This window comes from Streptomyces sp. NPDC045998, assembly GCF_056430285.1.
Window position 1 is genome coordinate 792,319 of the sequence record NZ_JBWKLJ010000002.1, and the last position, 26,371, is coordinate 818,689.

The window sequence follows — 26,371 nt, forward strand, 5'->3', positions numbered from 1 at the left end:
TACGCTCCACCCGTCACCCCCCACCACCCCCCCCCCCCCCCCCCCCCCCCCCCCCCCCCCCCTCCCCCCCCCCCCCCCCCCCCCGGGCCGGGCGCTCATCAGCCGCCGGCCTCCGCCAGGGCCGACGCCGGGTCCGGTGCCGCCGGGCCCGCCGGCGCCCAGCGGGCGCCCTCCTTGCGGTACGGCCACCAACGGCCGTCCCCGCCCAGACGGAGCTGGACGTCGGCGCCCGGCACCGTCCAGCGGCCGGGGGCGGACGCCCGCAGCGCGGGACGCTCGCCGTCCTCCCACGCCTCCGCCAGCAGCGCCTCCGCCCGCGCGAGGAGCTCCGGGGCGGGCGCCGCGTCCTCCTCCAGTACGGCGAGAGCGGCGGCCCCGCCGAGGCGCCACGCGCGCGTGGCCAGGGCCAGGTCCGCCTGGCGCCGGCCGGTGGCGGCGGCCAGCCGTACGGCGGCCCAGGAGGACGCACCGTCCGGCTCCAGCGCCGCCGCCAGCCGCACCGCGTCCTGAGCAGGCGTCAACTCCGGTTCCCAGGGCTGGTCCTCATGGCCGGGGCCCAGCGCGTCCGCCAGCATCCGGTGCGCCCGCGCCGCCGCGTCCGCCGCGAGGAGCTCCAGGGCGGCCGCGTCGACGCCCGGCGCCGGCTTCGCCTCCGTGTCGAGCGAGGGCGGCTCGCCCGGCTGTCCGGGCAGCGGGGGAGGGGCGGGCAGGGGCGGCAGGATGTCCCGCGCGGCGAAGGCCTCGTCGGCGCGTACGCCCGCGGACACGGCAGCCTCCGCGCGGTCGCCGTCGCCTTCCCCTCCCGCGTGTTCCTCCTGTGCGGCGCGCGCCGCGCTCCGTACCTGCAACTCGTCCAGCAGCCGCCGCTCCCCGCGCCCCCGTACGAGCAGCAGCACGAAAGGATCCCGGTCGAGCAGCCGCGCCACCTGGTAGCAGAGGGCCGCCGTGTGCGGACAGTGGTCCCAGGCCTCACACGCGCACTCCGGCTCCAGGTCGCCGATGCCCGGCAGCAGTTCGATGCCGGCCGCCGCCGCGTCCTCCACGAGGTGCGGCGGCATGTCCCGGTCCAGCAGCGCCGCGATGTGGCCCGCCCGGTCCACCGCCATGTCGAGGAACCGGTCCCACTCCTCGTCCGTCAGCTCCTGCAGCAGGACATCGCTGCGCAGCGCCGTGCCGTCCCGGTCTGTCACGACCGCGGTGATCCGCCCGGGCCGTACCGACACCGCCCCCACGGCGCCGTCACGCGCGTGCTTGCGGCCCTTCTTCAGCTGCCGGCCGTCGAGAGCCGTGTCCTCCAGGGCCTTCAGCCACGCCCGGCCCCACCAGGTCTCGGCGTAACCCCGGCCCCGCGCGGGAGGGAGCGCCGCGAACGTACGCTCCGCGTCCGTACGCGCCGTGTCGTCCCGATGGTTCATCGTCCGCTCCCTCGCAGCTCCACCAGTTCCGCCAGTTCGGCGTCGGTCAGTTCGGTCAGCGCGGCCTCGCCGGCGCCGAGGATGGCGTCGGCCAGCTCCTTCTTGCGCGCCAGCATGGCGGCGATCCGGTCCTCGACGGTGCCCTCGGCGATGAGCCGGTGCACCTGCACGGGCTGGGTCTGGCCGATCCGGTACGCCCGGTCCGTGGCCTGCGCCTCGACGGCGGGGTTCCACCAGCGGTCGTAGTGCACGACGTGCCCGGCACGCGTGAGGTTGAGCCCGGTGCCGGCCGCCTTCAGCGACAGCAGGAAGACCGGCACCTCACCCTCCTGGAACCGGGCCACCATCGCCTCCCGCGCGGCCACCGGCGTGCCGCCGTGCAGGAACTGGGTGCGTACGCCCCGCGCCGCCAGGTGCCGCTCCAGCAGCCGCGCCATCGCCACGTACTGCGTGAACACCAGGACGCTCGCCCCCTCCGCGAAAAGGGTGTCGAGCAGTTCGTCCAGCAGTTCCAGCTTCCCGGACCGGCCGGCGATCCGGGGGTCGTCCTCCTTCAGGTACTGGGCGGGGTGGTTGCAGATCTGCTTGAGCGCGGTGAGCAGCTTGACCACCAGGCCCCGCCGCTCCATCCCGTCCGCCTCGGCGACGGCCGCCAGCGTCTCGCGCACCACCGCCTCGTACAGCCCGGTCTGTTCCGCCGTCAGCGACACGGCGCGGTCGGTCTCCGTCTTCGGCGGCAGCTCCGGCGCGATCCCGGGGTCGGACTTGCGGCGTCGCAGCAGGAACGGCCGGACCAGCGCCGCGAGCCGCTCGGCGGCGGCCGGGTCGGTGCCGCCCTCCACGGCGTCGGCGTAGCGGCTGCGGAACGTCCCGAGCCGGCCCAGGAGTCCGGGCGTGGTCCAGTCGAGGATGGCCCACAGTTCGGAGAGGTTGTTCTCCACCGGTGTGCCGGTCAGCGCCACGCGCGCGCGTGCGCCGATGGTGCGCAGCTGGCGGGCGGTCGCCGAGTAGGGGTTCTTCACGTGCTGCGCCTCGTCGATGACGACCATGCCCCAGTCCACCCCCGCGAGCCGCTCCGCGTCGAGCCGCATGGTGCCGTAGGTGGTCAGGACGAACTCGCCGTCGGCCAGGCCGTCCAGGACACGCGTGGGCCCGTGGAAGCGGCGCACCGGGGTGCCCGGCGCGAACTTCTCCACCTCGCGCTGCCAGTTGCCCATCAGGGACGTGGGGCAGACGACGAGCGTGGGGCCGGCTGCGGACGGATCGGTCTGCCGGTGCAGATGCAGCGCGATCAAGGTGATCGTCTTGCCCAGGCCCATGTCGTCGGCGAGGCAGGCGCCGAGGCCGAGAGAGGTCATGCGGTGCAGCCAGTTCAGGCCGCGCAGCTGGTAGTCGCGCAGGGTCGCGGTGAGCGCCGTGGGCTGGCCGACCTCCGGCGTCCCGCCCTCCGGGTCCGCGAGCCGGTCCCGCAGCGCCCGCAGCCATCCCGTCGCCTGTACGTCGACCCGGCGGCCGTCCACCTCGGTGCTGCCGGTCAGTACGGCGCCGAGCGCGTCGACCGGGGTGAGGGACCGGTCCCGCGTGTCACAGGCCCGCCGTACCTCCTCCGGGTCGATCAGGACCCACTGGTCGCGCAGCCGCACGACGGGACGGGCGGCCTCGGCCAGCCGGTCCAGCTCGGCTCGCGTGAGGGGCTGGTCGCCCAGCGCGAACCGCCAGTCGAAGGCGAGCAGCGCGTTGGCGGAGAGGAACGCGGGCAGCGCCGAGGTGTCTCCGTACGCTCCGCCGCCCGCCGCGTTCCCCGCGTCGTCCTGCGCGTTGTCCTCCGGCGGGCCGATCACCACGCGCGCGGTCAGCGAACGCGCCAGCTGCTTGGGCCAGTGCACCTGTACGCCGGTCGCCGCCAACGCCCGTGCCGCCTCGCCCAGCAGCTCGGCGACCTCGTCGTCGGCCAGGTCGACCGCGTCGGGGACGGCGGCCGAGAGCAGCGGTGCCAGCGGCGGCCAGGCACGCGCGGCGCGGCGCAGCGCGACCAGCGCGTCCATCCGGGCGCCCGCGTCGCCGATCTCGGGGGCCGCACCCGACCACACGTCGGCGGCGTCGGCGACCAGCGCCGGATCGTTGACGCTGTGCATCTGCACCACGGCACGGAAGGCGGGACCTTCGGCGGTGTCCAGCGCTTCAGTCGTGTCCAGTCCTTCGGCCGTGTCCAGTCCCGTCGCCTCGACGCGCAGCGACACCCGTACGCCCGCGTCGTGGCCGGCCGCGACGTCCGCCGCCCACGCGCGCTGCTCCGGCACATGCTGGGCGGCCCGCTCCGCGTACGCGCCGCCGCCCGCGAGGAGGGGCGCCGCGGGTGTACGCGGCAGTGCGTCGGCGACCGCGTCCAGGAACGCCCGCAGCAGCCGCTCCGGTTCGGGCAGCAGGACCATGCCGTCGTCCGCCGCGCCGACGGGCACCGCGTGGGCGTCCGGCGGCATCGAAGCGGCCAGCGTACGGAGCCGCTCCAGGTCCTCTGCGGCGAGCGGTCCCACCCGCCAGGCGTCGTGGTCCGTCGCGCTCAGGCCGGGCAGCAGGCGCCCGCGTGCCACCAGTTGCAGGGCCATCAGGGCGGCCGCGCCCCAGAACGCCACGGAGGGGGAGGCGTGGGGGGACAGGCGTGCCCGGGTGAGGAGGGGCAGAGCGTCGGACACGGGAACCGCCAGTGCCCGTACGGTCCGGGCGGCCGGCCCACCGCCGTCACCGCCCTCGCCGTTCCCGTCGTCCTCGCCGTTCCCGTCGTCCGTGACGACGGTCAGGTCCTCGACCGCGGCGGCGCGTGTCACCGAGGGCTCGACGCCGTCAGGGAGCAGGAACCCGAAACGCCCCGCACGGGCGGGGTCGGCGGCCAGGAAAACCGTGGAGCAGCGGAGCAGTAGGGGCAGTTGAGTGGGTCGGGCGACGTCGGGGTGAGGGGAGGGCGTTGCTTCGGTGAGTCTCTGCACAGCGCTGACGCATTCCTCAAATTTGACTAGTGCGAGCCGGAGCCGCCGAGAGTACCGGACGGCGTCTCGCCACGCGCCCAAGAACGTCGTGACATAGCCCACTTCGCGCCCGGGGTGCAGGTAGCACCACCCCAGTACGCTGGAAAGCCCCCGCCCGCTTCCGGGTGGTGGTGCCATGGCTCTGGGCGCTCGCTCATCCGTACGTTCATCAGGTCGGCGCATGTCAGCGCACGGACCTACCTCCGGAGAACCCATGCCCCAGGCTTTTGCCACCCTCGCCGCCCCACCGCCCTCACCGCCCGCCACCGCCGCCCGGGGCGCCCAGCGCCCGGCCAGCGAGTTCACGCCCCTGCTGCGCACCGTCAAGGAGCAAGGGCTGCTGCAGCGCCGCACCGGCTGGTACGCGCTCGGCATCACCGCCAACCTGCTCGCGCTGACGGCCGTCGCCGTCGGGCTGATGCTCTTCGGGCACTCCTGGTGGTCCCTGCTGCTCGCCGTCCCGCTCGCCCTGCTGTCCGCCCGCGCCGCCTTCTACGGCCACGACGCGGGCCACGCCCAGATCAGCGCGGACAAGCGCACGGACCGCCTGATCCAGCTCCTCCACGCCAACCTGCTGCTCGGCATGAGCCAGGAGTGGTGGAACGACAAGCACAACCGCCACCACGCCAACCCCAACCACGAGGACAAGGACCCGGACGTGGCCCCGGACGTCCTCGTCTTCTCCCCGCACCAGGCCGAGGGCCGCTCCGGACTGCGCGGCTGGCTCACCCGCCACCAGGCGTGGCTGTTCTTCCCGCTGACCACGCTCGAAGGGCTCGCCCTGAAGGTGTACGGCTTCCAGGCGCTGTTCTCCAAGGACGGACCGCGCCAGACCCCGCGCGAGCGCCTCGTCGAAGGCGGCCTGCTGTTCGCCCACGTCGCCGGGTACGCCACGCTGCTGCTGACCACCATGTCCGTCGGACAGGCCGTGGTCTTCGCCCTGATCCACCAGATGCTGCTCGGTGTCCACCTGGGGATGGCCTTCGCGCCCAACCACAAGGGCATGGAAGTCCCCGACCCGGACGGCGAGCCGTGGGGCCATCTGCGCCGCCAGGTGCTCACCTCCCGCAACATCCGCGGCGGAGCCCTCACCGACTGGTTCCTCGGCGGCCTGAACTACCAGGTCGAACACCACCTCTTCCCGAACATGCCCCGTCCCCACCTGCGGCTCGCCCAGCCCCTGGTCCGCGCCCACTGCCGCGCGCTCGGCGTCCGGTACACCGAAACCGGCTTCGTCGACTCCTACCGCCAGGCGCTGGGGCATCTGCACCAGGTCGGCGAGCCGCTCCGCGCCTCGTAGGCACGGGGCCGGGGAACCCGGACGCCCGATCCGGCGTTCTCCAGGGCAGAGAGCGGCCCCGGCCGTCAAGGAGGCGTCGAACATGTCGACACGGACAAAAATCATCATCGGGGGAGTGGCCGTCGGCCTCCTCCTGATGCCGCTGATCGGATTCTGGCTGTCCCTGCTGGTACTGCTCGGCGTGCCCGCCGTGGCCTACCTGGCCCTGGACCCCGGCCAGCGACGCAGGCTCCGCCGCGTCGCCCGCAAGGAACTGGGGCGCTAGCCGGCGGCCGTCCAGTAGGCGGCTAGCATGTTCATGATCATTGATCGTTCAATGATCATCCGTAGGGGAGAGGGGAGCTCCACGCGATGGGCGGGACGGTCACGACGGTCAGCAGCCATGGAGAGCACGCGTTCAGCAAGACGAACCGGCCGGCGATCACCCTGCTGGCCGGGCTCGGAGTGGAGGGTGACGCCCACGCGGGCGTCACGGTCAAACACCGCTCCCGCGTCGCTCAGGACCCCACCCAGCCCAACCTCCGCCAAGTGCACCTGATCCACGATGAGCTCTTCGACGAGGTCGCCGCGGCGGGCTTCACCGTCGCCCCCGGCGACCTCGGGGAGAACATCACCACCCGCGGCATCGACCTGCTCGGCCTGCCGACCGGCACCCTCCTGCGCATAGGCCGGGAGGCCGTCGTCGAGATCACCGGCCTGCGCAACCCCTGCGGGCAGATCGACGGCTTCCAGCACGGACTGCTGAAGCAGGTCGTCGGCCGCGACGAGGAGACGGGCGAGATCGTCCGCAAGGCCGGGATCATGGGCATCGTCAGGACCGGCGGAGTGGTCCGCCCCGGCGATCCCATCGAGGCCGAGCTCCCGGATGGACCGCACCGCCCGCTGGAACGGGTCTGAGCCGCGCACACGTGGGTACCCGACCGTGACACACGGTCGGAGGGAGACACCATGGAAGAGGACGACGAGCGGCGTCAGGGGCCCGGTGCGGACGGGCCCAGGGAGAGCCAGGCCGGCATCCCGAGGGATCTTCCCGACGAACAGGCGGGGAACGGCTCCGACCACTGGGACGCCGACCTCTCACGAGCGGCGGACGACACCCGCGGCGGCACCCCCGCCGGAGAACCCGCTCCCGTCGACGACCCGGAGGGCGGTCAGCCCGCCGAGGAGCCCGCCCCCGACGAGCCCACCGGTTAGGCGGTCTCTCGGTCTCCCGCCCGTCAGGCCGGACGTACCGCCATCGCGTCGAGGGCCGCCAGCAGACCGGGCAGCCGCGGCCCACGCCCCACGGGGAGCACCTCGCGCGGCAGGTCGTCGAGGAGGACGAAGGCGATGTCGTCGGTCCGCGCCACCAGCGACCAGCCCGGCCCGTCCGCCCGCAGCAACCGCGCCCCGTCGGGTGCGAAACCGGAGCGCACCCGCCCCAGCGGGGGCGGGTCCTCCAGATAGCCGCCCAGCTCGTCCAGCACGCGCCGCAACGCGGCCTTGCCGCGGTCTCCGGTGCCCTCGTCGCCGCCGAAGGCGCCGATAGGTGTCCCAGCGTCCCCGGGAGTCTCCGATGGCGGCGCGAAGTCGCCGTCGCCGAGCCGGCTCCGCCAGGACGCCCAGTGCAGCGCGACCTCGTCCGCGCCCAGCCGCCGCAGCGCCGGGCCCCAGGTGCCGGCGTCCGGAGGGCGCAGCGGGGCCGGCTCGTCGGGGCCCGTCACCGGGTCGTGCGGCGCGGGCAGCCCCGGCGCGGCGACCGCGAGCTCCAGCGGCCAGCCAGGCAGGGCCATGACCACGCTGCGCTCGTCGGGGGAGAGGTCGTACTCCATCCCGCAGTCCCACGACGCGATCGCGACGGCGACCAGCGACACGTCGTCGACGGCCACCGTCCACCGTGCGCCGTCGCCGTCCTGCCCGAGCACCAGCCCGTACCCGTCGGCGTACGGCTCCAGGCCCAGCGCGGCGCACGCCGCGGGATAGTCGTCCCCGAGCACACTCGGGAACTGCGCGGGCGTCAGCAGCGCGGCCGTCAGCACGTACAGCGCGTCATCCTCCGCCGCCTCGCCCGCCTTCCGGCCTGGCGCCTCATCCACCGTCCCGCCCTCGGCGTCCCCGAGATCCCGCGTACCGGCCACGACACCCTCCCCTCCGGTTCCCCGGTGCCCGGTCCTCCGGTATCCCCGGCCCTCCGGTTCCTCCGACCGGTGTTCCGGCCGCTTGCCGGCGCACCTTAACCAGCGAGTAACCCCCGCGTCGAGAGGCGGCCGCCCGAAGAACGGGCCGGTACGCCGACGACGTCAGGCGGCGGGCAGGCCCAGGAGGCTCCGCGCCACGCTCTGGGGCGACTCGTTCCGCTCCCGCGCGAGGGCGATGACCGCGCGGCAGGCCAGCTCGCTGACCCCGAACGACAGCGCCTCCGGCGAGACCCAGCCCGTCGCCTCGTCGGCCCTTTCCTGGTCGTCGTCCGCGCACGCGGACACGTACACCGCCGCCGCCTCGAAGAGGTTGTGCTGCCGGGAGCGGGGGGAGCCGTTCCCGCCCCCCGGTGCCGGGGACTTGGGGAACCTGGGGTACCTGAAGAATGTGCGGAGTCTGCTGAACACCGGGCCCACCTTCCCCTCGACCTGGACTGCCCCTCCAACGTAGGGCCCGCTCCCCGGCTGCAGAAGAGGACGTCAGTACTGATGTTCGTCCCGTACGGCGAGGGCCAGGAAGCGGTCCTCCTCGTCCGCGTACGACACCATCCGCCACCCCGAACCCGCCAGCAGCGGGCGCAGGTTGGGTTCGGCCCGCAGATCGTCGGCGGAGAGCGGCCGCCCATGACGCGCGGCCAGGGCGGCGCGGCCGACCGCGTGGAACAGCGCCAGCCGCCCGCCGGGCCGGACGACCCGTGCCAGCTCCCGCAGATCGTCCGCCGGCCGCGGCAGGTGCGAGACGAGGCCGGCGCCGAAGACGGCGTCCAGTACGCCGTCGCGCAGCGGCAGCCGGGCCACATCGGCGAGCAGCAGCGTCCCGCTGCCGTCGCGCCGGGCCCGTACCGCCGCCGCCAGCATCGCGGGGGTCACGTCCACCCCGATGACCGTGCCCGTCGGGCCCACGGCGTCCCGCAGGGGCGGCAGGGCGCGTCCGGTGCCGCAGCCCGCGTCCAGGACCGCGTCGCCGGGGCGCAGCCCGAGCTCGTGGACGGCCGCCGCGAAAGCGGGGCCGTCGTCGGGGAAGCGGGTGTCCCAGTCCGCCGCCCGGGCGGTGAAGAACTGCTGCACATCCGTGTGGTCATCGGCCATACGGACATGATCCCTCACGCCGCGGCCGCCCGGGCGGCCCCGTCCGCGACCAGGAGGCCGCGGGCTACGGGCCACGGGCCACGGGCTACGCGGGCTACCTCGCCTCGTAGTCGTCCCGGTCGACACCGGCCTCTTCCAGCGCCTCGCGCATGGAGCGGCCACCCTCCTGCCGTTCCCGGTCACGGTCCCGGGTCTCCTTGTCCGGACGGACGGCCGGGGTGTCGTCGGTCGTCCTCGTCTTGGGGCGGTTCTCCTCGGGAACGGTCATCGCGGAACCCTTCTGTGTCGTCGTCGGAGGTCCGGGCGGCCGCTGCCGCCCGCGACCGGGTACCCAGGCCCCCGGCACCGGAACGGTCACCCGGCTCACCTGCTCACCCGGCTCACCTGCTCACCCGGTCGGGTCGCCGGCCGGCCGGGCGCGGTCGTCCCGGGGCGGGGCGCCCGGCTCGCCGAACAGCACGTCCCGGCCGGCCGCGGCCGTGGGGAGCCCCCCGGCGGCCCCGGTGACCTCGCCGCGTGGGTGCATCCGGTTGCCGACGCTCCGGTACGTGAACGGCAGGCCGGCCAGCCGCTCGGGGAGCAGGCAGTTCTTGCCGTCCACCACCACGGCGGGTGATGCCATCCGGGCACCGAGCGCCGACCAGTCGGCCTCGATCGTCTCGGGCCACTCGGTGAGGATCACCGCCGCACGGGCGCCCTCGACGGCCGTACGGAGGTCCGGGCACGGCCGGGCACCGGGGAAGAGGCGGCCGAGGTGCTCGGCGTCCATGGCGGGGTCCCAGACCCGTACCCCTGCCGCGTCCTCGAGCAGCTGCGGCACGACGACGCGGCTGGGAGCCGCCCGCATGTCGTCGCTCCACGGCTCGTAGCGCGCCCCCAGCACCGCGACCTCACAGCGCGCCAGGTCGTCACCGAGCTCCGCGCGCAGCGTGTCGCGGACCAGCCCGGGCTGCGCGCGGTTGACCGCGACCGCCGCGTCCAGCAGCGGGGTGGGCAGGCCGCGGGCCACCGCCCAGTGCGTCAACGCGGCGGTGTCCTTGGGCAGGCACGAGTCACCGAAACCGAGCCCGGGCTGGAGGAAGGCGTGCCCGATGCGCGGGTCGAGGCCCACGCCCTGCATCACGTGGTCGATGTTCAGCTCGGGAGCCGTGCACAGCCGGGCGAACTCGTTGGCGAAGCTGATCTTCATGGCGAGGAAGGTGTTGCTGGCGTACTTGACCATCTCCGCCGACGCCGGTGTCGTCACCACCCAGGGGCAGGCCAGCGGTCCGTACAACTCCCGCAGCGCCGGCAGGACGAGAGCCTGCGACCACAGGCCCACGACCACCCGCGACGGCGTCGACCAGTCGTCCAGGGCGCTGCCCTGGTTGAGGAACTCGGGGGTGTAGGCGTACCGGTCCCGCAGCTGCGGATACGCCACGAGGAAGCCGTCGCTCGTGCCGGGCGGCACCGTGGACTTGAGCACCACGTACGGCGCCGGGAGCAGGGCGGCCGCCTCCGCGAGCGCGACACCGACCTGGGACAGGTCCGCCGAGCCGTCCTCGGTGGGCGGGGAGCCCACGGTGATCAGCACCACGTCGAAGGGCTCGCGGAGGTGCGTGTGCGCGAGATCGGGGGCGAACCGCAGCCGCCCGGTTCCCAGGGCGAGGGACAACTCCTCCTGGAGGCCGGGCTCCGACACGGGCGTCCGGCCGGCCGTCAGCGACTCCAGCCGCGTGGCGTCCCGTTCGATGCCGGTCACGTGGTGGCCCTGCCGTGCGAGGGCGACCGCTCCGGCCACTCCCACGTAGCCCTGCCCGACGACGGCGACACGCATGGGAGGCTCCTGACGCTGGTCCGGTGTGGCGGCCATGCCCAGCTTCACCGCGCCTTCACCACCCGGCCACCCGCCACGGGCGGAAGGGTGACCGGCCCGGACGGCGCGGCCGTCCGGTCGTGGTGACGGAGCACTCTTGCCCTGCTCACGTCATTGCGGAAGGCTTACGGACGCAGGACGACCGAAGGGCACGGGCCGGCGGGCAAGACGCCGACGGGGAACGCAACGACAGTCGCAAGATCGGCCGCAACAACGGTCGCAACGACGCTCGTAAGAACGGGCGCGGGACCGCACGCGGGACCGAACGCGGACGAGGGGGAGATGCGCACATGGCTCCGGACAAGGGACTCGACTGGTTGCTGGACGACCTGACGCAGCGGGTCGCGTACATACGGCACGCCCTGGTGCTGTCCAACGACGGCTTGGTGACCGGGGCGAGCAGCGGTCTCGCCCGCGAGGACGCGGAGCACCTCGCCGCGGTCTCCTCGGGGCTGCACAGCCTGGCCCGCGGGTCCGGGCGCCACTTCGGGGCCGGCAACGCGCGGCAGACGATGGTCGAGTTCGACGACGCGATGCTGTTCGTCACCGCCGCCGGCGAAGGCAGCTGCCTGTGCGTGCTGAGCGCCGCCGAGGCCGACGTCGGCCAGGTCGCCTATGAGATGACGCTGCTCGTCAACCGGGTCGGCGAGCACCTCGCGGTCGCCGCGCGGCGGCCCGGCACCTGAGTTATCCACAGGCCTGACGCGACCGGCCTCCTCCGCGTTACCTTCGTGACACAGAGTGATGACGCACAGTGTGTCACCTTTCACGGGGGAGGACCGTCATGACGGCCACCGAGACCACCGCACGCACCGTCGCCTTCGGGCGCGCCGCGCAGGAACTCGCGCTGAAACCCAGCGAGTTCGACCTCGCGGTCCAACTCGGACTCGTGCGCACCGTGCCCGTCACCGGTACCAGTACCGGCGCGGGGGGTGGGCGGCGGCGCGTCGCCCAGGCCGAGATCGACCGGCTGCGCGGCGCGCCCGACTTCCCGGACGGCCTGCGCGAGCGCGTCCGCACCGTCGGCACGGCCGAGGCGGCCGAGCTCGTCTCGATCACCGCCGATCGTTTCACCAAGCTCGCCAGGACCGGGCACTTCACGCCGGTGAGGTTCTACCTCAACCGCTACCGCGCCATCGTCTGGCTCTATCTCGCCGGTGAGGTAAAGGAGTTCGCCGCGCACCACCCGGAGCTCCTTACCGGCAGGCTGCCCGACACCCTGCGCACCAAGCTCGACGCCGGGGACGACGCCCGTCCGCGCAACTGGCGCGCCCGCCGCCTCGGCCTGCTGCTGCGCAGGGCGGAGGACCCCTGGGCTGCCGCGGCGGCCATCGCCACGCTGCTCGACCCCATCCAGCTCGCCGAGGTGGTCGACGACCCGTACGAGCGCGCCTACCTCGACCGCCTGAGGCCGGCACCTCCCTACGGCCGCCCGGAGTCCGTCTCCGCCCGCGAGATCGGCGACCGGCTGCTGCTGGCGGACGAGCCGGACGAGATCCTGTGGCACCGCCTCAACCTCGCGCTCACCCTCGACGAGGCCCGCGCGGCACGGCAGGCCCCACGCCCCGACGGCGGCGTCACCCCGGCACCCGGCCCTGTACGGACCTCCACCCCACCGGTCACCGGGGCGGCCTCCGCGCTTCCGCCCGCGCGATCCGCGCCCGGGCGCAGCGGCCTGCTCGCCCGCCTCCGGCTGCGGCGCCGCAAGGCGGTGCCCGGGGGCAACGGGGCGCCCACCGGCCCCGGCCGCTCCAGCGGGCGGCGAGCGGCGACAGGGACCGAGGCCTCTGCGTTCGGGGGTGAGTGACAGGGTCCGAGGGTCGGCGCCCGAGGCGGGCGAGGATCGGCAGCGCCCACGAGGCCGTCCGGCGAGAGACGGGCGACGGGCGACGAGCGACAAGCGGCGAGGGCGGACGGGCGCAGGCGGGGCGGGCGGCGCGGGCGGCGCAGGGAACCCGCGGCCCGCACGGCGTGGACGGGCGCGGCCGGCACGCGCGGGCACGCGCGGGCGCGGCCGGCGGTTGCGGGCGGTTGCGGACGGCGGGTGCGGGTGCGGCCCGAAAGCGGCGGTCCGCGTGCGTGCGGCGCGCCGGGCGTGCACCATGGCCGCATGCTGCTGGCCCGTCTCGCGGAGGTCTCCCGCCAGGTCGCCGCCACCTCCGCGCGCTCGCGCAAGACCGCCGCCCTGGCCGACCTCTTCGCGGCGACCCCGCCCGAGGAGGCGCCGCTGGTCATCGCCTACCTCGCGGGACGCCTCCCGCAGGGGCGGATCGGCGTCGGCTGGAGCACGCTCAAGGACCCCGTCCCGCCGGCCGCCGAGGCCACGCTGACCGTCGCCGCCACCGATGCCGCGTTCACGGCCCTCGCCCGGGTCGCCGGGCCCGGCGCGCAGGCCGAGCGGCAGCGCCTCGTACGGGAGCTGATGGGCGCCGCCACCGCCCCCGAGCAGGAGTTCCTGCTGCGGCTGCTCACCGGAGAGGTCCGGCAGGGCGCGCTGGACGCCGTCGCCCTCGAAGGGGTCGCCCTGGCGGCCGCTGCACCCGCCGCGGACGTACGGCGTGCCGTGATGCTCGACGGGTCGCTGCCACGGGTCGCCCAGGCGCTGCTCGCCGAGGGTCCGGCGGCCCTGGAGCGGTTCCGGCTGCGGGTCGGCAGCCCGGTGCAGCCCATGCTGGCGCACACGGCCAAGAGCGTCACCGAGGCGATCGCCGCGCTCGGCCCGTGCGTGGTGGAGGAGAAGCTCGACGGCATCCGCGTCCAGGTCCACCGCTCCGGCGGCGACGTCCGCGTCTACACCCGCTCACTCGACGACATCACCGACCGCCTCCCCGAGATCACCACGACCGCCCTCGGCCTGGCGGGCGACGAGTTCGTGCTGGACGGCGAGGTGATCGCCCTCGACGCGGCCGACCGCCCGGTTCCCTTCCAGGACATCGCCTCCCGCGTCGGCTCGCGCCTCGACGTGACGACCGCGGCGGCCGCGCTACCCGTGTCCCCGGTCTTCTTCGATGTCCTCGCAGCGGACGGCCATGTCCTGCTGGACCTGCCCGGCCACGAGCGGCACACCGTGCTCGCCCGCCTGGTCCCCGAACCGATGCGGGTACGCCGTACCGTCGTCCAGGACCCCTCCGACCCGGCCGGCACCGAGGCGGCGGAGGCCTTCTTCGCCGACACCCTGCGCCGCGGCCACGAAGGCGTGCTGGTCAAGGCGCTCGACGCGCCGTACAGCGCGGGCCGACGGGGCCGCTCCTGGCTGAAGGTGAAGCCGGTGCACACCCTCGACCTGGTCGTGCTCGCCGCCGAGTGGGGCCACGGCCGCCGCACCGGCCTGCTCTCCAATCTGCACCTGGGGGCGCGCGCCGCCGACGGCTCGTTCGTCATGCTGGGCAAGACGTTCAAGGGCCTGACCGACGCCATGCTCCACTGGCAGACGGAACGGCTGCGTGACCTGGCCGTCGAGGACGACGGTTTCACCGTCCGTGTCCGCCCGGAGCTCGTCGTGGAGATCGCCTACGACGGCCTCCAGCGTTCGCCCCGCTACCCCGCCGGGGTCACCCTGCGCTTCGCCCGCGTCGTACGCCACCGCCCCGACAAGCGGGCCGAGGAGGCGGACACCGTCGACCGGGTGCTCGCGAGCGGCCCTCAGGGGGCGTCCCGCATCGTGTAGCGGTGCCGGACCCACAGCGGCAGGACGTACCAGCACACCAGGTACCAGCCCACCACGCCCGCGACCAGCCACGGCACGAAGTGGTCGCTGGTGGCGACGCGCAACACCAGGAACAGCGCCGACACGAGCGTCGCCAGCAGCAGCAGAAGCCCGATGAAGGTCAGCCGGGACGCCCACTGCACGGTCTGCGGTTTGATCCGCCGCCCGGCCACGATCCGGTGGAAGGAGACCGGGCCTATCAGCGCCCCGGTGGCCGAGGCGCCGAGCGCGACCGTCGCGATGTAGATGCCCTTGTCGGTGGAGGCCAGCTCCTGGTACCGCGGGGTGAACACCACCGTGAGCAGGAAACCGAAGAGGATCTGCACGCCCGTCTGGGCCACCCGGATCTCCTGGATCAGCTCACCCCAGCGCCGGTCCGCGCGCTCCTCCTCCGTCTCGTTCCGCCCCCGTGCCAGCCCCGAGGCGCTCTTGGCGTCGCGTCCGGCGGCACGCCCCGAAGCGCCTCTCTCGTCCTGGTCCGCCATGTCTGCCTCCCGCGGTCGGCTTGAGCACTTCCCTTGTATCCCGGCGGAACCCGCTCAACCAGGGTGGTACGGCACCCGACGGAACTCCGCGGGTGTCGCGCCGCCCGGTAAGGGCCGACGGCCCCCTCGCACCCATGCTCGTACGAAAAACGGAAACGGAAACGGGAACAGCACGGAAACCGGCACCGGAAGCCGGCACCGGAAACCGGCGACACCGACACCGGAAACCGGCACCGGAAACCGGCGACACCGGCACTGGAATCCGGCGCCGGGATCCGGAAGCGGAAGCGACGAAGGAAGAGAGACGACATGACGACCCGCGCGGCGGTCTTCGACGTGGACGGCACCCTCGCCGACACCAATCACCTGCACGTCGTCAGCTGGTGGGAGGCGTTCCGGCAGGCCGGGCACCACGTACCCATGCACGCCGTCCACCGCTCCATCGGTCTCGGCTCCCACGACCTGATCGCCCGCGTCCTCGGCGAGGACCGCGACCGCGACCGCGACGACGAGCTCAGCGCCGCCCACAAGACCCTCTACGGCACCTACTTCGACCGGCTGCCGGCCTTCCGGGACGCGGGCCGGCTCCTGCGCACGCTGGCGTCGGACGGCTGGACGGTAGTCCTCGCCACCTCCGCCGGGGGTGCGGAGCTGTCCGCCCTGCGCCGTGCCATCGACGCCGACGACGCCATCACCGCCACCGCGAGCGCCGACGACGTGGAGGAGGGCAAACCCGCACCGGAGCCGGTGCGGCACGCGCTGGAGCTGGCCGGGGCACCCGCCGACACGGCGGTCTTCGTGGGGGACACGGTGTGGGACATGCGCGCGGGGACCCGCGCGGGCGTCACCTGTGTGGGGCTGCTGTGCGGCGGCATCCCGGGCGCCGACCTGACGGAGGCGGGGGCCGCCGTGATCCACGACGACCCCGCCGACCTGCTCGCGCACCTGGAGGACGGTCCGTTCGGCCGCCCCGCCCCCTGACCCGGCCGCCCCGCCGCCTCCCGGCGCGCACTCGTCACTTGCCGAGTTCGCGCTGGAGCTCGGCCTTGTTCATGGACGACCGGCCCTGGACGCCCTTGCGCTTGGCCTCCTCGTACAGCTGGTCGTACGTGGCCTCCTTCGACCCGCCGCCGCCCGACTGCCGACCGCCCCGCTTGGCGCCGGACGACGAGGACGTGTCCTTCGACGACTGGCTCGACCGGCTGGACTTGTTCGACTGGCTCGACTTGCCCGAGCGGCTCGACCCACCAGAACTCTTGGCCTCACCGCTCTGCGCCCGCTGCTTGTTCACCGTCCGGGCGGCGATCTCCTCGGACCGCTCCTCGCTCGCGCCGCGCTTCTTCGAGCTCTCCTTGATGTGCTCGTACTGCCGCTCCCGCTTGGGGCTGGATCCTGCGGGCATCGTTCCTCCTTACGGCCCCCCTTGCCTGCCCTCACCCTCGTACCAGGCGCCCACCCCCGCAAACGCGCGCCCCGGATCCAGATTGGAGCTCCGGAGGCGAGGTATACGTGCCTGTACGACGCTGAACGGGTACTCCCTGCGGACCAGCGGACCAAGGAGTGGAGCGACGTGGAGAACAAGGCAACGAAGAACCACCCTGCGGACTGTGACGTCACCGTCCAGCTGAGCGACTGCGGACGCGAGGAGGCGCGCATCGTCTTCGACACGCTCGACCACGTCTTCTCGGCCTGCGACGCACCCGCCACCGGACCGGAGCAGCGCCACGACCACGAGCCGACCGTCTGGGTGGCGACGTTCGACAGCTCGGCGCACTCGAGCGAGCAGCCCCCCGGCCCGCCGCACCTCGGACACCCCGTCCAGGCCCTGCTGACGGGCGACCACCAAGCGGTGGCCGAGGTGGAGAAGGCGCTCGGCCGCCTCTTCGAGGTACGCACCTCCGAGTCGGTGTCCGGCGAGCACGAGAAGGAGTCGCGCCTGCTGCTCGCCCCGCGCTGAGCCGCCGCTCATCCTCATCCCCGCGACCGTCCGACCGTCTGAAGGACGCCTGGAGGCTCTGAAGGACGCCTGGAGGCATGGAGGCACCATGGCTGTACGGCACCGGTTGATCAGAAGACCCCCCGAAGCGGTGTGGGCCGTCCTCGCGGACGGATCGCGGTACGCCGACTGGGTCGTCGGCACCGACTCGTCCCACCAGAAGGACGACAGCTGGCCCGAGGTCGGCTCCGAGATCGCGTACACCGTGCGCCTCGGCCCGTACACGGCCGAGGGTGACACCGTCGTACGCATCTGCGACCCGCCCCGGACCCTGGAACTGGAGGCCCGCAGCGGCGCCCTCGGCACCGCCAGGATCGCCATCGAGCTGCGCCCCTGGGGAGACGAGACGCTCCTCGTCCTCGACGAGCACCCGCTGCGCGGGCCCGGCGGGTTCCTGCACAACGCGGTCCTCGACGCCCTGCTGCAACTGCGCCACCGGGCCATGCTCGGCCGCCTCGCCGACGTGGTGGAGCGGACCGCCCCCGACGCGCCGCGGACCGCCGAAGCCCGCACCGCCGGCACACCCTGAGGGCCGACCGGACGGAGAGAGCGATGCCACGGACACCGGACCCGGCCTGGCACACCCCCGCCCTGGAGACCACCGCGCCCGACGCGGTCGTCATCGGAGCGGGCCCCAACGGGCTCGTCGCGGCGAATGTCCTCGCCGACGCGGGATGGCGCGTCGAGGTCCTGGAAGCCAACGACGAGCCCGGCGGGGCGGTCCGCAGCGACCGCGGCGTGGACGCGGGGTACGTCAGCGACGTGTTCAGCGCCTTCTACCCGCTCGCCGTCGCCTCGCCCGTGATCGCTCGCCTGAACCTCCACGAGGAGGGCCTGCGCTGGAGCCACGCGCCCCGCGTCCTCGCCCACCCCCTGGGCGACGGCCGCTGCGCCGTCCTGGAGCGGGACCGGGCGGCCACGGCGGCCGGCCTCGAACGGTTCGCCCCCGGCGACGGCCTCGCCTGGGACGGCCTGTGCGACATCTGGGACCGGGTCGGCGAGGACATCCTGGGCGCCCTGTTCACCCCCTTCCCGCCGCTGCGCTCCTCGGGCCGCCTGCTCGCCCGGCTGCGCGCCCCCGGAGGCCTGCACCTCGCCCGTACGCTGCTGCTGCCCGCGCGCCGCCTCGGCGAGGAGGAGTTCCACGGCGAAGGCGGCCGGCTGCTCCTGGCGGGCAACGCCCTCCACGCGGACCTCGCGCCCGAGTCCGCGGCCAGTGGCGGCTTCGGCTGGCTGATGTCCATGCTGGGCCAGACCGTCGGCTACCCGGTCCCGGTCGGCGGCTCCGGCGCCCTCATCGCGGCCCTCGTACGCCGCCTGGAGCGGCGCGGAGGGGTGCTGCGCTGCGGGGAGCGGGTCGCGGAGGTCGTCGTACGCTCCGGACGGGCCGTGGCGGTCCGCACCGACGACGGGGAGACGGTGCCCGCCGGCCGGGCGATCCTGGCCGACGTCGCCGCGCCGGCGCTGTACGGGGAGCTCGTCGGCCCCGAGCACCTGCCCGCACGGCTCCTGGACGACCTGCGCCGCTTCCAGTGGGACTGGGCCACCTTCAAGGTCGACTGGGCCCTGTCGGGGCCCGTGCCGTGGACCGCGGAGCAGGCCGCCGGGGCGGGCACCGTGCACCTGGCCGACGGCATGGACGAGCTGACCCGCTTCGCGGCCCAGATCGCCATGGGCCGGGTGCCCGACCGGCCGTTCCTCCTCGTCGGCCAGATGACCACCGCCGACCCGACCCGCTCGCCGGCGGGGACCGAGTCGGCCTGGGCGTACACCCACGTGCCGCACCGCGTACGCGGCGACGCGGGCGACGACGCCCTCACCGGCACCTGGGACCCGCGCGAGCAGGAGGCCATGGCCGACCGCGTCGAGGCGCAGGTCGAACGGTTCGCCCCCGGCTTCCGCGCCCGGATCCGCGCGCGCCGCGTCCTCGCGCCGCCCACCCTGGAGGCCCTGGACGCCAACCTCCGCGACGGCGCCGTCAACGGCGGCACGACCGCCCTGCACCAGCAGCTCGTCTTCCGGCCCACCCCGGGCACCGGCCGCCCCGAGACGCCCGTCGAGGGCCTGTACCTCGCGTCGGCGGGAGCACACCCCGGGGGCGGCGTGCACGGCGCCCCCGGCGCGAACGCCGCGCGCGCCGCCCTGCGCAGCACCCGCCCGGTCCGCCGCACCCTGGCCCGCGCGCAGAGCGTTCTGGCGAGGAGGGGCCACCGCGGCGGTTTCTGAGCCGAACGACCTGCCACGGACGGCGTAAGGAGCGCATGCTGGGTGAGTGGGGTCGCGCGGCCGCCCGCCGGCCCCGTCGAGCGGCATGGAGCGGAGGTGAGGAGCCATGGCCGTCGGGGACAAGGTCCTGCTGGTGGACGACCACGAGGACAACCTGCTCGCACTGCAGTCCGCCATCGCGCCACTCGGCCACCCCATGGAACTGGCGACCAGCGGCGACGCGGCTCTCAAGGCGGTGCTGCGCGGTGGGATCGCCGTCACCGTCCTCGACGTCGTCATGCCGGTGCTGGGCGGACTGGACGTCCTGCTCTACATGCAGCGGCTCGAACACACCCGGCACATCCCGGTCATCCTCATCACCGGCTGGGGCGCCAGCGCGCAGCTGCAGCGTGACGCGCTGCGCCTGGGCGCCGCGGACCTCCTCGTCAAACCGATCGACCCGTGGGCGCTCCGCATCAAGGTGGGCTACCTCCACGGCACCAGCCGGCGCCTCTCACCGGCGTAGAGCGCCACCCGGACCCCGCCGCGCCGTCGCTCCCTGCCCACCCCCGGGCCCCGCCGCGCGGTCGCTCGTTGCCCAGCCCGGACCCCGCCGCGCGGGTGCTCACCCGCCCCTGCCGGCCTGCCCGGGCTCCGCCGCGCGGGTGCTCACCCCGCCCCGGCCGGCCCACCCGGGGGCCGCTCCTCGCGGGCCGCCTCCCCGGCCGCGTCCTCGGCCCGACGGCGCGCCCGGCGCGCCTCGCGCTCGGTCTCCCGGGCCCGGTCCCGCGCCTCCCGGGCCCCGGCGGCGGCCGTGCGCCGCCGCTCCTCGGCGGCTCTCAGCTCCTCGGCGAGGGCGGCTGCCCGCCGTTCCGCCTCGTGCAGCTCCTCGGCCAGCCCGGCTGCCCGCTGCTCCGCCTCGTGCAGCCTCTCCTCCGCGCGCTCCCGGTCCTCCCGCGCCCGCCGGTGCCGCTCCTCCCGCTCCCGTGCCTCCCGCTCGGCCGCCGCGGCCTGCCGGCGGGCCTGCTCCAGCCGCGCCTGCCGTTCCAGCCCCTCGCGCCGCCGCCGCTCCTGCCGTTCCTCCCCCTGGTGCTTCCGCTTCGCCTCCCGGGCCTTGTCCCCGGTCCCGGGCGGCGGCGGAGGAGGAGGGCGCCGCGGCCGCTCCGCCACCGCGTCCGGCGAGGCCGCCGTGAAGCCGACCGGCGCGCTCAGCGGTCTCGCCAGCCGCCCGGCCGCCCACTCCTCGGCCGCCCCCGCATCGACGAACGCCGCGTTCAGCGTCCCTTCGACCTCGTGCAGGACGTCCTCGCCGACCGGTTGCCCCGCCTCGGCCGCCAGCTGCCCCGCCTCCCGCGCAAGCGCCCTGACCACGAGATGGCGGCGGTGGCCGAGCACCCGCAGCCGCTCCCCGTCCAGTTCGTGGTGCGCCCGCCGCAGGGCCTCGCCGAGGGCGACGAGCGACCGTGTCTCCTCCGGCCGCTCCCGTACGAGCAGATTGCCGGCCCACGCGGCCAGGGTCGGTTTGCGCAGGGCCCTGATCCGGTCCGCGAGAACCTGGTCGCCGGCCTTGCGAGCTTCGGCGGCCCGCGCGTTCCGGGCCGAGGTGAAGCGGTCAGGCCGCAGCCCGTAGAGCTCGTCGGCGACGCTGTCCAGATCCCGCATAGGACCACTGTGGCCGTCCGCGCCGGGTTTCTCCTCCCGGGAGCGTGGCAGTCGTAGCACGCGGGAGCCGGGCACCTCCCGAGCGGACCGGACCGCCGCCGGGTCAAGGGATGGTATACGAAACGTAATGCCGCGGAGCGGTGAACGACCCGGGCGAAGACCCCGGGGAAAGGACGGGGAAACTCCGGCCGTCACGCAGGGTACGCACGCATGGCGACGGCCCGCACGGCCGTCTTGGTGCCGGCCGTGCGGGCCGCGGGGGAGGGCACACCCGGGCAGTCCGTCCCGCCCGTTCGCCCCTCACGCGTAGGACCGAAGAAGTACGGAGGCGGGATCAGAAAGCGAAGACGCTGTCGCTTTCGGTCTCCATCACGCAGGAATTGGGGAATGTGCGGGTGTAGTCCACACGTCGGCCTTCCCAGACGCCTTGCGCGGTGACGACCACCGGGTCGTAGATCTTGATGCAGGGGCGCTGTTCGTCTCCGCCGAGCTGGTCGAACCGGCCCTGCGCCGCACGCAGTTCCTCGCACGCCCGCTTCGGTGCCGGGTGCGTGCCGCCGGGGGTGGGGGCGCAGGTCAGCGTGGTCGCCCGCAGGGGCGTCGAGGACGCGACGTCCTCGCCCTGCCCGATGGTGAGGACGAGCGCGCTCGGGGCGTAGAGCCGCTGCCCGGCCTCGGCGGACTCCGCGGCCTCCGCAGCGGTCAGCGGTGCGACGGCGGCCACAGTGGCCAGGCCGCATATGAGGGCGCGCTTTACCAGCGTCCGCATGGCATGAATCCTCTCGTTCGGTTTCCCGGATGGGTGCGGTGGACACACTGCCTGGTACGGGCTGTTGACGCACATTCAGCGATGCTTTTCAGTTTTGTCTGTTATTCAAGCAGTGACGCGAAACCGCCTGCCCGAAAGCCTCCGCCGACTCACCCGACGCCTCGTCACCAGGCCGGACAGGACCGCCCGATACGGTTCAAAAGTTCACGATGCGTAGAACCCTGCGGACCGGCGCCGGGTCAACACGGCTGAAACGTAACGGCAACATGGCTCAGGGTGGCGCTGGAGCCGGCTTTCATCTGAAGGTAATGTTCAGGCAAAGTCGGCGACGTCGCAGTGGGGCACGCTCGCATGGACACCGCACCACGGTGTCGCGCCCCCCGACGCAGCCGCGGAGACCCCGCGGTCCGCCGGCCCCGTCCATGACCCGACCACACCGCGCCCCAGGCCACGGCCCGGCGCGCAGGAGGCAGGCCAGATGTACCACCCGAAAGCCGCTGTTCCTGAACGGGCGACCGCCCACCGGCCGTACCCACAAGGGGAGTTCGGGTCGCCGTGAGGCGCTCGGCCCCCTGTCCCGGCCCGCTCGGCCTCCTCGCCGTCCGACGTCCGCTGCCCGCCGCCGTTGTCGGCGGACCGCAACGCTAGGAACACACCGTCATGCTCACCGCTTTGAAAGATCCTTCCGTATTGCGCCGCGACTTCCTCGCGTCGCTCGTCGTCTTCCTCGTCGCCGTGCCCCTGTGCGTGGGCATCGCGGTCGCCTCCGGCGTACCGGCCGAACTGGGCCTGATCACCGGCATCGTCGGCGGGCTCGTCGTCGGCGCGCTACCCGGCAGCTCCCTCCAGGTGAGTGGCCCCGCCGCCGGCCTGACGGTCCTCGTCTTCGAGGCCGTGCAGGAGTTCGGCGTCGGCGCGCTCGGCGCCATCGTCCTCATATCGGGGCTGCTCCAACTCGCCCTCGGAGTTCTGCGGTTCGGCCGCTGGTTCCGGGCCATCTCCGTCGCCGTCGTCCAGGGCATGCTCGCGGGCATCGGCCTCGTCATCGTGCTGGGCCAGGTGTACGCGATGGCCGACACCACCCAGCCCTCCGGCGGTCTCGGCAAGCTCGCCGGACTGCCCTCGCTGGCCGCCGCCGTCGCCTCCGGAGGCACCGCGCTCACCGCGTTCCTCATCGGCGCGGGCACCGTCGCCGTCCTCGTCCTGTGGCCGCGGCTGCCCGCCCGGATCCGGGCGGTGCCCGGCCCGCTGGCCGCGGTGGGGCTGGCCACGGCCGTCGCCGCGCTGTTCGAGCTGCCCGTCGCCAAGGTGGAGGTGCAGGGGCTGCTGGAAGCCGTCCAGCCGCCAGGCCTCGGCGACTTCACCGACCTCGCCGGAGTGGCGGCGATCGGGACCATCCTCGCCTTCACCCTGATCGCCTCAGCCGAGAGCCTGTTCAGCGCGGCGGCGGTGGACCGCATGCACGACGGTCCGCGCACCGACTACGACAAGGAGCTCATGGCGCAGGGCGTCGGCAACACGATCTGCGGGGCGCTCGGCGCCCTGCCGATGACCGCCGTGATCGTACGCAGCGCCGCCAACGTGCAGGCGGGCGCCCGCACATCGCTCTCACGCTTCCTGCACGGTCTGTGGCTGCTGCTGTTCGCCGCCCTGCTGCCCGCGACGATCGGCGCCATCCCGCTCGCCGCGCTCGCCGGCGTCCTGGTCCACGCGGGCTGCAAGCTCGTACCGGTCAAGGATCTCGGCCCGCTGTGGCGTGAACACCGGGGCGAGGCGGTCATCCTCGCCGTCACCGCCCTGGCCATCCTGTTCACCAACCTCTTCGAAGGGGTGATGCTCGGGCTGCTGCTCGCCGTGTGCAAGACCGCGTGGGAGACCTCCCACCTCCACGTCGAGATCCGGGAGCTCACCGGGGGGCGGCTCGTGGCCGCCATCACCGGCAACGCCACCTTCCTGCGGCTGCCGAAGATCCTGGAGCAGCTGGAGAGCCTGCCCCAGGACCGTCCCATCGAGCTGGACCTGTCCGGGGTGCGCCACCTCGACCACGCGTGCCGGGTCGCCCTGGAGAACTGGGCACTGCGCCACAACGACGCCGGCACCGAACCGGTCCGCCTGCTCCACCCGGCCCCGGTGGGCCCGGGGGCCCCTGCGGCTCCCGAGGATCCGGCGGGTCAGCCCTCGGCCGTGTCGAGGGCGTAGCCGACGACGGACCAGGGCGTCAGCCGGTCTTTCTTGACCAGCCCGACGGCCTGGTCCGACTCGTGCCCGCCGGCCTCTCCCGAAGGCTGCCCCACAGGCTGCGCGGGCTGCGCGGCGGCCTGCGCCGTGGTCGCGGTCCCGGCGCCGAGCAGCGCGCCGGCGACCGCGGCCACGGCGGCGGCGCGGAGATTCACGGTGCGGGCGGTGCGGGCGGTACGGGCGGCACCGGCGATACGTGCGGCACCGGCGGCACCGGCGGCGCCGGTGGTACGGGCGGCGCCGGTGGTACCGGTCGCACCGGTCGTGCGGGCGGAACGGAGATTCACGGTTCCCCTCTCGACTTCGTCAGTCCTCAGTCCTCGGTCCTGCCGGAGATCAACGACCGGGAGCCCCGCAGGTGTCGTGACGCGGGTCGCGGAGAGGGGGATCTCCGCCTGTTGACCAAAAGGTCCGAAAGGAGTTTTATGGGGTTAAAGGGCAGATAAAGTCTTCCACAGGAGGCAGGGCCCGCAATGACCACTCATCCGAGCATCGAGCAACACCCCGATCTGGCCGAGATGCGCTCCCGCTTCGAGCGCGCGACCAGCAACCCCCGTAGCCAGGCGGTCGAGACGCTCGGCCTCCTCACGGGTGTCTACCTGGCCGCCTCGCCCTGGATCGCCGGGTTCAGCGGCCTCACCGCTCTCGCCGTGACCAACTTGATCACCGGTATCGCCTACGTGCTGTGCATGGGCGGGTTCACCTCGGCGTACGAGCGGACCCACGCCATGGCCTGGTGCGCCTGCGCCATCGGCGCATGGACGATCGTCTCCCCGTGGGTCGTCGCCGGCAACGTCGACACGACCCGCAGTGTGGTCAACAACATCATCGTCGGCGTCGTGGCTCTGCTGCTCGGCGCGGCCATGGCCGCAGCCGCCAAGAGCGAAGCCCGCTCCGGACGCGCCCGCGTCCGCGGAGGCCCCGGCCCGACCATGGAGTGAGGAACGGAACGAGGAGCTGACACGCTCAACATGAGGTGACGCGCACCGACGCGCCCCCCGTACGGCCCCGACGCCACCCACGGCGCCGGGGCCGCCGCGTGCCGGGAACCCGGCAACCGGCCCCGCGCACCGACCACACGAACACGTAACACGGGACAGGTGTGCGACGACCCCGGCGCGGGGAGGGCCGTGATCATGACATCGACTTCCGCCCCGGCCCGCCAGGGCCCCGGCCACCGCCCCGCCCGGCAACTCCTCGCGGCCTCCGTCGGCAACGCCGTCGAGTGGTACGACTGGTACGCCTACACCTTCCTGGCCACGTACATCGCCGGCCAGATATTCCCCAAAGGGGCCGAGACCTCCCTCGTCCCCCTCCTCGCCACCTTCGCCGTCTTCGCCGTGGGCTTCTTCATGCGCCCCGTCGGCGGCCTCCTCATGGGCGCCGTCGCCGACCGGCACGGCAGACGGGCCGCCCTGACCGTCACCATCCTGCTCATGGGCGGCAGCAGCCTGCTCGTCGGGCTCACCCCGACGTACGCGACGGCCGGCCTCACCGCCCCCGTGATCCTCGTCGCCGCTCGGCTCCTCCAGGGACTGTCGGTGGGCGGCGAGTTCGCCGCCTCCACCACCTTCCTCGTCGAGTCGGCCGGCCCGGGCCGCCGCGGACTGTTCTCCAGCTTCCAGTACGTCTCGACGACCGCCGGCCAGCTCGCCGCCTCCGGCATCGCGGCCGTCCTGGTCGGCACCCTCAGCGCCGGCGCGATGGAGAGCTGGGGCTGGCGCGTCCCCTTCCTCCTCGGCGCGGCCCTCAGCCTGGTCGGGTTCTGGATCCGGCGCGGCGCGCACGAGACGCTCACCCCCGCCGACGGCGAGGGCGGCCGCCCCCGCCCCGGCCTGTTCGACGCCCTGCGCCACCACCCGCGCGCGTCCCTGCTGATCTGCGGCATCACGGCCGGCGGCACCATCGCGTACTACACGTGGACCTCGTACCTCCCCACGTACGCCGAGCTCAACGCCGGTGTCGCCAAGGCCGACGCGCTCCTCGCGGGCACCCTCGCCCTCGGCTTCTTCGCGCTGCTGCAGCCGCTCGGCGGCCTGCTGTCCGACCGGTACGGCCGCAAACCGCTGCTGCTCTTTTTCGGCGTCGGCTTCGCGGTCCTCAGCGTGCCGCTCCTGCGCTCCATCAGCGGCTTCGGCACGCTCCTGCTGGTCCAGTGCGCGGGCATGGTGCTCCTGACCGGCTTCACGTCGATCTCGGCGGCCGTCAACGCCGAGATCTTCCCGGCCCGGGTGCGGGCGGCCGGCATCGGCTTCCCGTACTCCCTCACCGTCGCGCTCTTCGGCGGGACGGCCCCCTATGTGGGCACCCTCTTCAAGGACCTCGACCGCCCCGGGCTGTTCCCCTGGTACGTCTCCGCCCTCTGCCTGCTGTCCGCACTCGTCTACCTGCGGCTGCCGGAGAGCGCCCACAAGGAGCTGGAACGATGAACCCCGCCTGCTCCGGACCCGA

The 26,371-nt window shown here is 74.0% G+C and carries 27 protein-coding genes; 15 read left to right on the top strand and 12 right to left on the bottom strand.

What is annotated here, in order from left to right:
- Window positions 1-98: 98 nt before the first annotated feature.
- Complete coding sequence (locus AC07FJ_RS08510) at window positions 99-1,415, bottom strand: SWF or SNF family helicase (protein ID WP_479046698.1); 1,317 nt, start codon at window positions 1,413-1,415, stop codon at window positions 99-101.
- Window positions 1,412-4,399, bottom strand: a complete 2,988-nt coding sequence (locus tag AC07FJ_RS08515; protein WP_479046700.1) for an SNF2-related protein — start codon at window positions 4,397-4,399, stop codon at window positions 1,412-1,414. Before AC07FJ_RS08515 ends, AC07FJ_RS08510 begins: the two co-directional genes overlap by 4 nt.
- 253 nt (window positions 4,400-4,652) lie before the next feature.
- Between AC07FJ_RS08515 and AC07FJ_RS08520 the strand changes: the two genes are divergently transcribed.
- The 4 genes from AC07FJ_RS08520 to AC07FJ_RS08535 all read left to right on the top strand — a co-directional run bounded on the left by AC07FJ_RS08520 (window position 4,653) and on the right by AC07FJ_RS08535 (window position 6,932).
- Window positions 4,653-5,738, top strand: coding sequence for a fatty acid desaturase family protein (locus tag AC07FJ_RS08520; RefSeq protein WP_479046701.1), 1,086 nt, complete (start codon window positions 4,653-4,655; stop codon window positions 5,736-5,738).
- Between the two features lie 82 nt (window positions 5,739-5,820).
- Window positions 5,821-6,003: a hypothetical protein gene (locus AC07FJ_RS08525; protein ID WP_361427255.1), complete on the top strand. Its 183-nt coding sequence runs from the start codon at window positions 5,821-5,823 to the stop codon at window positions 6,001-6,003.
- An 86-nt stretch (window positions 6,004-6,089) separates the two neighbouring features.
- Entirely contained in the window at window positions 6,090-6,635 is a 546-nt protein-coding gene (locus AC07FJ_RS08530; RefSeq protein WP_479046703.1) for an MOSC domain-containing protein, read from the top strand.
- A gap of 51 nt (window positions 6,636-6,686) precedes the next feature.
- A complete protein-coding gene (locus tag AC07FJ_RS08535; protein ID WP_479046704.1) occupies window positions 6,687-6,932 on the top strand; it encodes a hypothetical protein in 246 nt (81 codons plus the stop codon).
- Between the two features lie 23 nt (window positions 6,933-6,955).
- Here the strand turns inward: AC07FJ_RS08535 and AC07FJ_RS08540 are convergent, their stop codons facing one another.
- The 5 genes from AC07FJ_RS08540 to AC07FJ_RS08560 form a co-directional block, all read right to left on the bottom strand.
- Window positions 6,956-7,813, bottom strand: a complete 858-nt coding sequence (locus tag AC07FJ_RS08540; RefSeq protein ID WP_479046954.1) for a hypothetical protein — start codon at window positions 7,811-7,813, stop codon at window positions 6,956-6,958.
- 204 nt (window positions 7,814-8,017) lie between these two features.
- Window positions 8,018-8,323, bottom strand: coding sequence for a hypothetical protein (locus tag AC07FJ_RS08545; protein ID WP_479046706.1), 306 nt, complete (start codon window positions 8,321-8,323; stop codon window positions 8,018-8,020).
- A 72-nt stretch (window positions 8,324-8,395) separates the two neighbouring features.
- Entirely contained in the window at window positions 8,396-9,004 is a 609-nt protein-coding gene (locus AC07FJ_RS08550; protein ID WP_479046708.1) for a class I SAM-dependent methyltransferase, read from the bottom strand.
- A gap of 94 nt (window positions 9,005-9,098) precedes the next feature.
- Window positions 9,099-9,272, bottom strand: coding sequence for a hypothetical protein (locus AC07FJ_RS08555; RefSeq protein ID WP_479046710.1), 174 nt, complete (start codon window positions 9,270-9,272; stop codon window positions 9,099-9,101).
- A gap of 120 nt (window positions 9,273-9,392) precedes the next feature.
- Window positions 9,393-10,820 carry a UDP-glucose dehydrogenase family protein gene (locus AC07FJ_RS08560; protein WP_479046712.1) on the bottom strand — a complete coding sequence of 476 codons (1,428 nt, stop codon included), beginning with the start codon at window positions 10,818-10,820 and terminating at the stop codon, window positions 9,393-9,395.
- 329 nt (window positions 10,821-11,149) lie between these two features.
- Here AC07FJ_RS08560 and AC07FJ_RS08565 point away from each other — a divergent pair, with 329 nt between their 5' ends.
- The 3 genes from AC07FJ_RS08565 (at window position 11,150) to AC07FJ_RS08575 (ending at window position 14,526) form a co-directional block, all read left to right on the top strand.
- Window positions 11,150-11,545: a roadblock/LC7 domain-containing protein gene (locus AC07FJ_RS08565; protein ID WP_479046714.1), complete on the top strand. Its 396-nt coding sequence runs from the start codon at window positions 11,150-11,152 to the stop codon at window positions 11,543-11,545.
- Window positions 11,546-11,643: 98 nt separating this feature from the next.
- A complete protein-coding gene (locus AC07FJ_RS08570) occupies window positions 11,644-12,666 on the top strand; it encodes a DUF6397 family protein (protein ID WP_479046717.1) in 1,023 nt (340 codons plus the stop codon).
- 303 nt (window positions 12,667-12,969) lie between these two features.
- Window positions 12,970-14,526, top strand: a complete 1,557-nt coding sequence (locus tag AC07FJ_RS08575; protein WP_479046718.1) for an ATP-dependent DNA ligase — start codon at window positions 12,970-12,972, stop codon at window positions 14,524-14,526.
- On the opposite strand, the gene AC07FJ_RS08580 is transcribed toward AC07FJ_RS08575, so the two are convergent.
- The gene (locus tag AC07FJ_RS08580) at window positions 14,502-15,050 is read right to left on the bottom strand and encodes a DUF6328 family protein (protein WP_479046720.1); all 549 of its coding nucleotides are present in this window, start codon (window positions 15,048-15,050) and stop codon (window positions 14,502-14,504) included. The two genes, AC07FJ_RS08575 and AC07FJ_RS08580, sit on opposite strands and share 25 nt — an antisense overlap.
- Before the next feature lie 309 nt (window positions 15,051-15,359).
- On the opposite strand from AC07FJ_RS08580, the gene AC07FJ_RS08585 reads away from it, so the two are divergent.
- The gene (locus tag AC07FJ_RS08585; RefSeq protein WP_479046722.1) at window positions 15,360-16,031 is read left to right on the top strand and encodes an HAD family hydrolase; all 672 of its coding nucleotides are present in this window, start codon (window positions 15,360-15,362) and stop codon (window positions 16,029-16,031) included.
- A 34-nt stretch (window positions 16,032-16,065) separates the two neighbouring features.
- Here AC07FJ_RS08585 and AC07FJ_RS08590 read toward each other — a convergent pair whose 3' ends face one another.
- Window positions 16,066-16,452, bottom strand: a complete 387-nt coding sequence (locus tag AC07FJ_RS08590) for a plasmid stabilization protein (RefSeq protein WP_361427290.1) — start codon at window positions 16,450-16,452, stop codon at window positions 16,066-16,068.
- A 168-nt stretch (window positions 16,453-16,620) separates the two neighbouring features.
- Between AC07FJ_RS08590 and AC07FJ_RS08595 the strand changes: the two genes are divergently transcribed.
- From AC07FJ_RS08595 to AC07FJ_RS08610, 4 genes are all read left to right on the top strand, one after another.
- Window positions 16,621-17,007: a hypothetical protein gene (locus tag AC07FJ_RS08595; RefSeq protein ID WP_361427293.1), complete on the top strand. Its 387-nt coding sequence runs from the start codon at window positions 16,621-16,623 to the stop codon at window positions 17,005-17,007.
- Between the two features lie 88 nt (window positions 17,008-17,095).
- Window positions 17,096-17,575 carry an SRPBCC family protein gene (locus tag AC07FJ_RS08600; RefSeq protein ID WP_479046724.1) on the top strand — a complete coding sequence of 160 codons (480 nt, stop codon included), beginning with the start codon at window positions 17,096-17,098 and terminating at the stop codon, window positions 17,573-17,575.
- A gap of 23 nt (window positions 17,576-17,598) precedes the next feature.
- Window positions 17,599-19,272: a phytoene desaturase family protein gene (locus AC07FJ_RS08605; protein ID WP_479046727.1), complete on the top strand. Its 1,674-nt coding sequence runs from the start codon at window positions 17,599-17,601 to the stop codon at window positions 19,270-19,272.
- A 106-nt stretch (window positions 19,273-19,378) separates the two neighbouring features.
- The gene (locus AC07FJ_RS08610; protein ID WP_361427302.1) at window positions 19,379-19,777 is read left to right on the top strand and encodes a response regulator; all 399 of its coding nucleotides are present in this window, start codon (window positions 19,379-19,381) and stop codon (window positions 19,775-19,777) included.
- Window positions 19,778-19,920: 143 nt separating this feature from the next.
- On the opposite strand, the gene AC07FJ_RS08615 is transcribed toward AC07FJ_RS08610, so the two are convergent.
- Together AC07FJ_RS08615 and AC07FJ_RS08620 are read right to left on the bottom strand one after the other, a co-directional pair.
- Entirely contained in the window at window positions 19,921-20,913 is a 993-nt protein-coding gene (locus tag AC07FJ_RS08615; RefSeq protein WP_479046730.1) for a hypothetical protein, read from the bottom strand.
- A 334-nt stretch (window positions 20,914-21,247) separates the two neighbouring features.
- Window positions 21,248-21,682, bottom strand: a complete 435-nt coding sequence (locus AC07FJ_RS08620) for a subtilase-type protease inhibitor (RefSeq protein ID WP_361427308.1) — start codon at window positions 21,680-21,682, stop codon at window positions 21,248-21,250.
- 660 nt (window positions 21,683-22,342) lie between these two features.
- Between AC07FJ_RS08620 and AC07FJ_RS08625 the strand changes: the two genes are divergently transcribed.
- Window positions 22,343-23,881: a SulP family inorganic anion transporter gene (locus AC07FJ_RS08625; RefSeq protein ID WP_479046732.1), complete on the top strand. Its 1,539-nt coding sequence runs from the start codon at window positions 22,343-22,345 to the stop codon at window positions 23,879-23,881.
- Here the strand turns inward: AC07FJ_RS08625 and AC07FJ_RS08630 are convergent.
- Window positions 23,854-24,207: a hypothetical protein gene (locus tag AC07FJ_RS08630; RefSeq protein ID WP_479046734.1), complete on the bottom strand. Its 354-nt coding sequence runs from the start codon at window positions 24,205-24,207 to the stop codon at window positions 23,854-23,856. The genes AC07FJ_RS08625 and AC07FJ_RS08630 overlap by 28 nt on opposite strands.
- A 186-nt stretch (window positions 24,208-24,393) precedes the next feature.
- Here AC07FJ_RS08630 and AC07FJ_RS08635 point away from each other — a divergent pair, with 186 nt between their 5' ends.
- Both AC07FJ_RS08635 and AC07FJ_RS08640 read left to right on the top strand, forming a co-directional pair.
- Window positions 24,394-24,861 carry an SPW repeat protein gene (locus AC07FJ_RS08635; protein ID WP_468282487.1) on the top strand — a complete coding sequence of 156 codons (468 nt, stop codon included), beginning with the start codon at window positions 24,394-24,396 and terminating at the stop codon, window positions 24,859-24,861.
- A gap of 195 nt (window positions 24,862-25,056) precedes the next feature.
- Entirely contained in the window at window positions 25,057-26,349 is a 1,293-nt protein-coding gene (locus AC07FJ_RS08640) for an MFS transporter (RefSeq protein ID WP_479046736.1), read from the top strand.
- Window positions 26,350-26,371 lie beyond the last annotated feature (22 nt).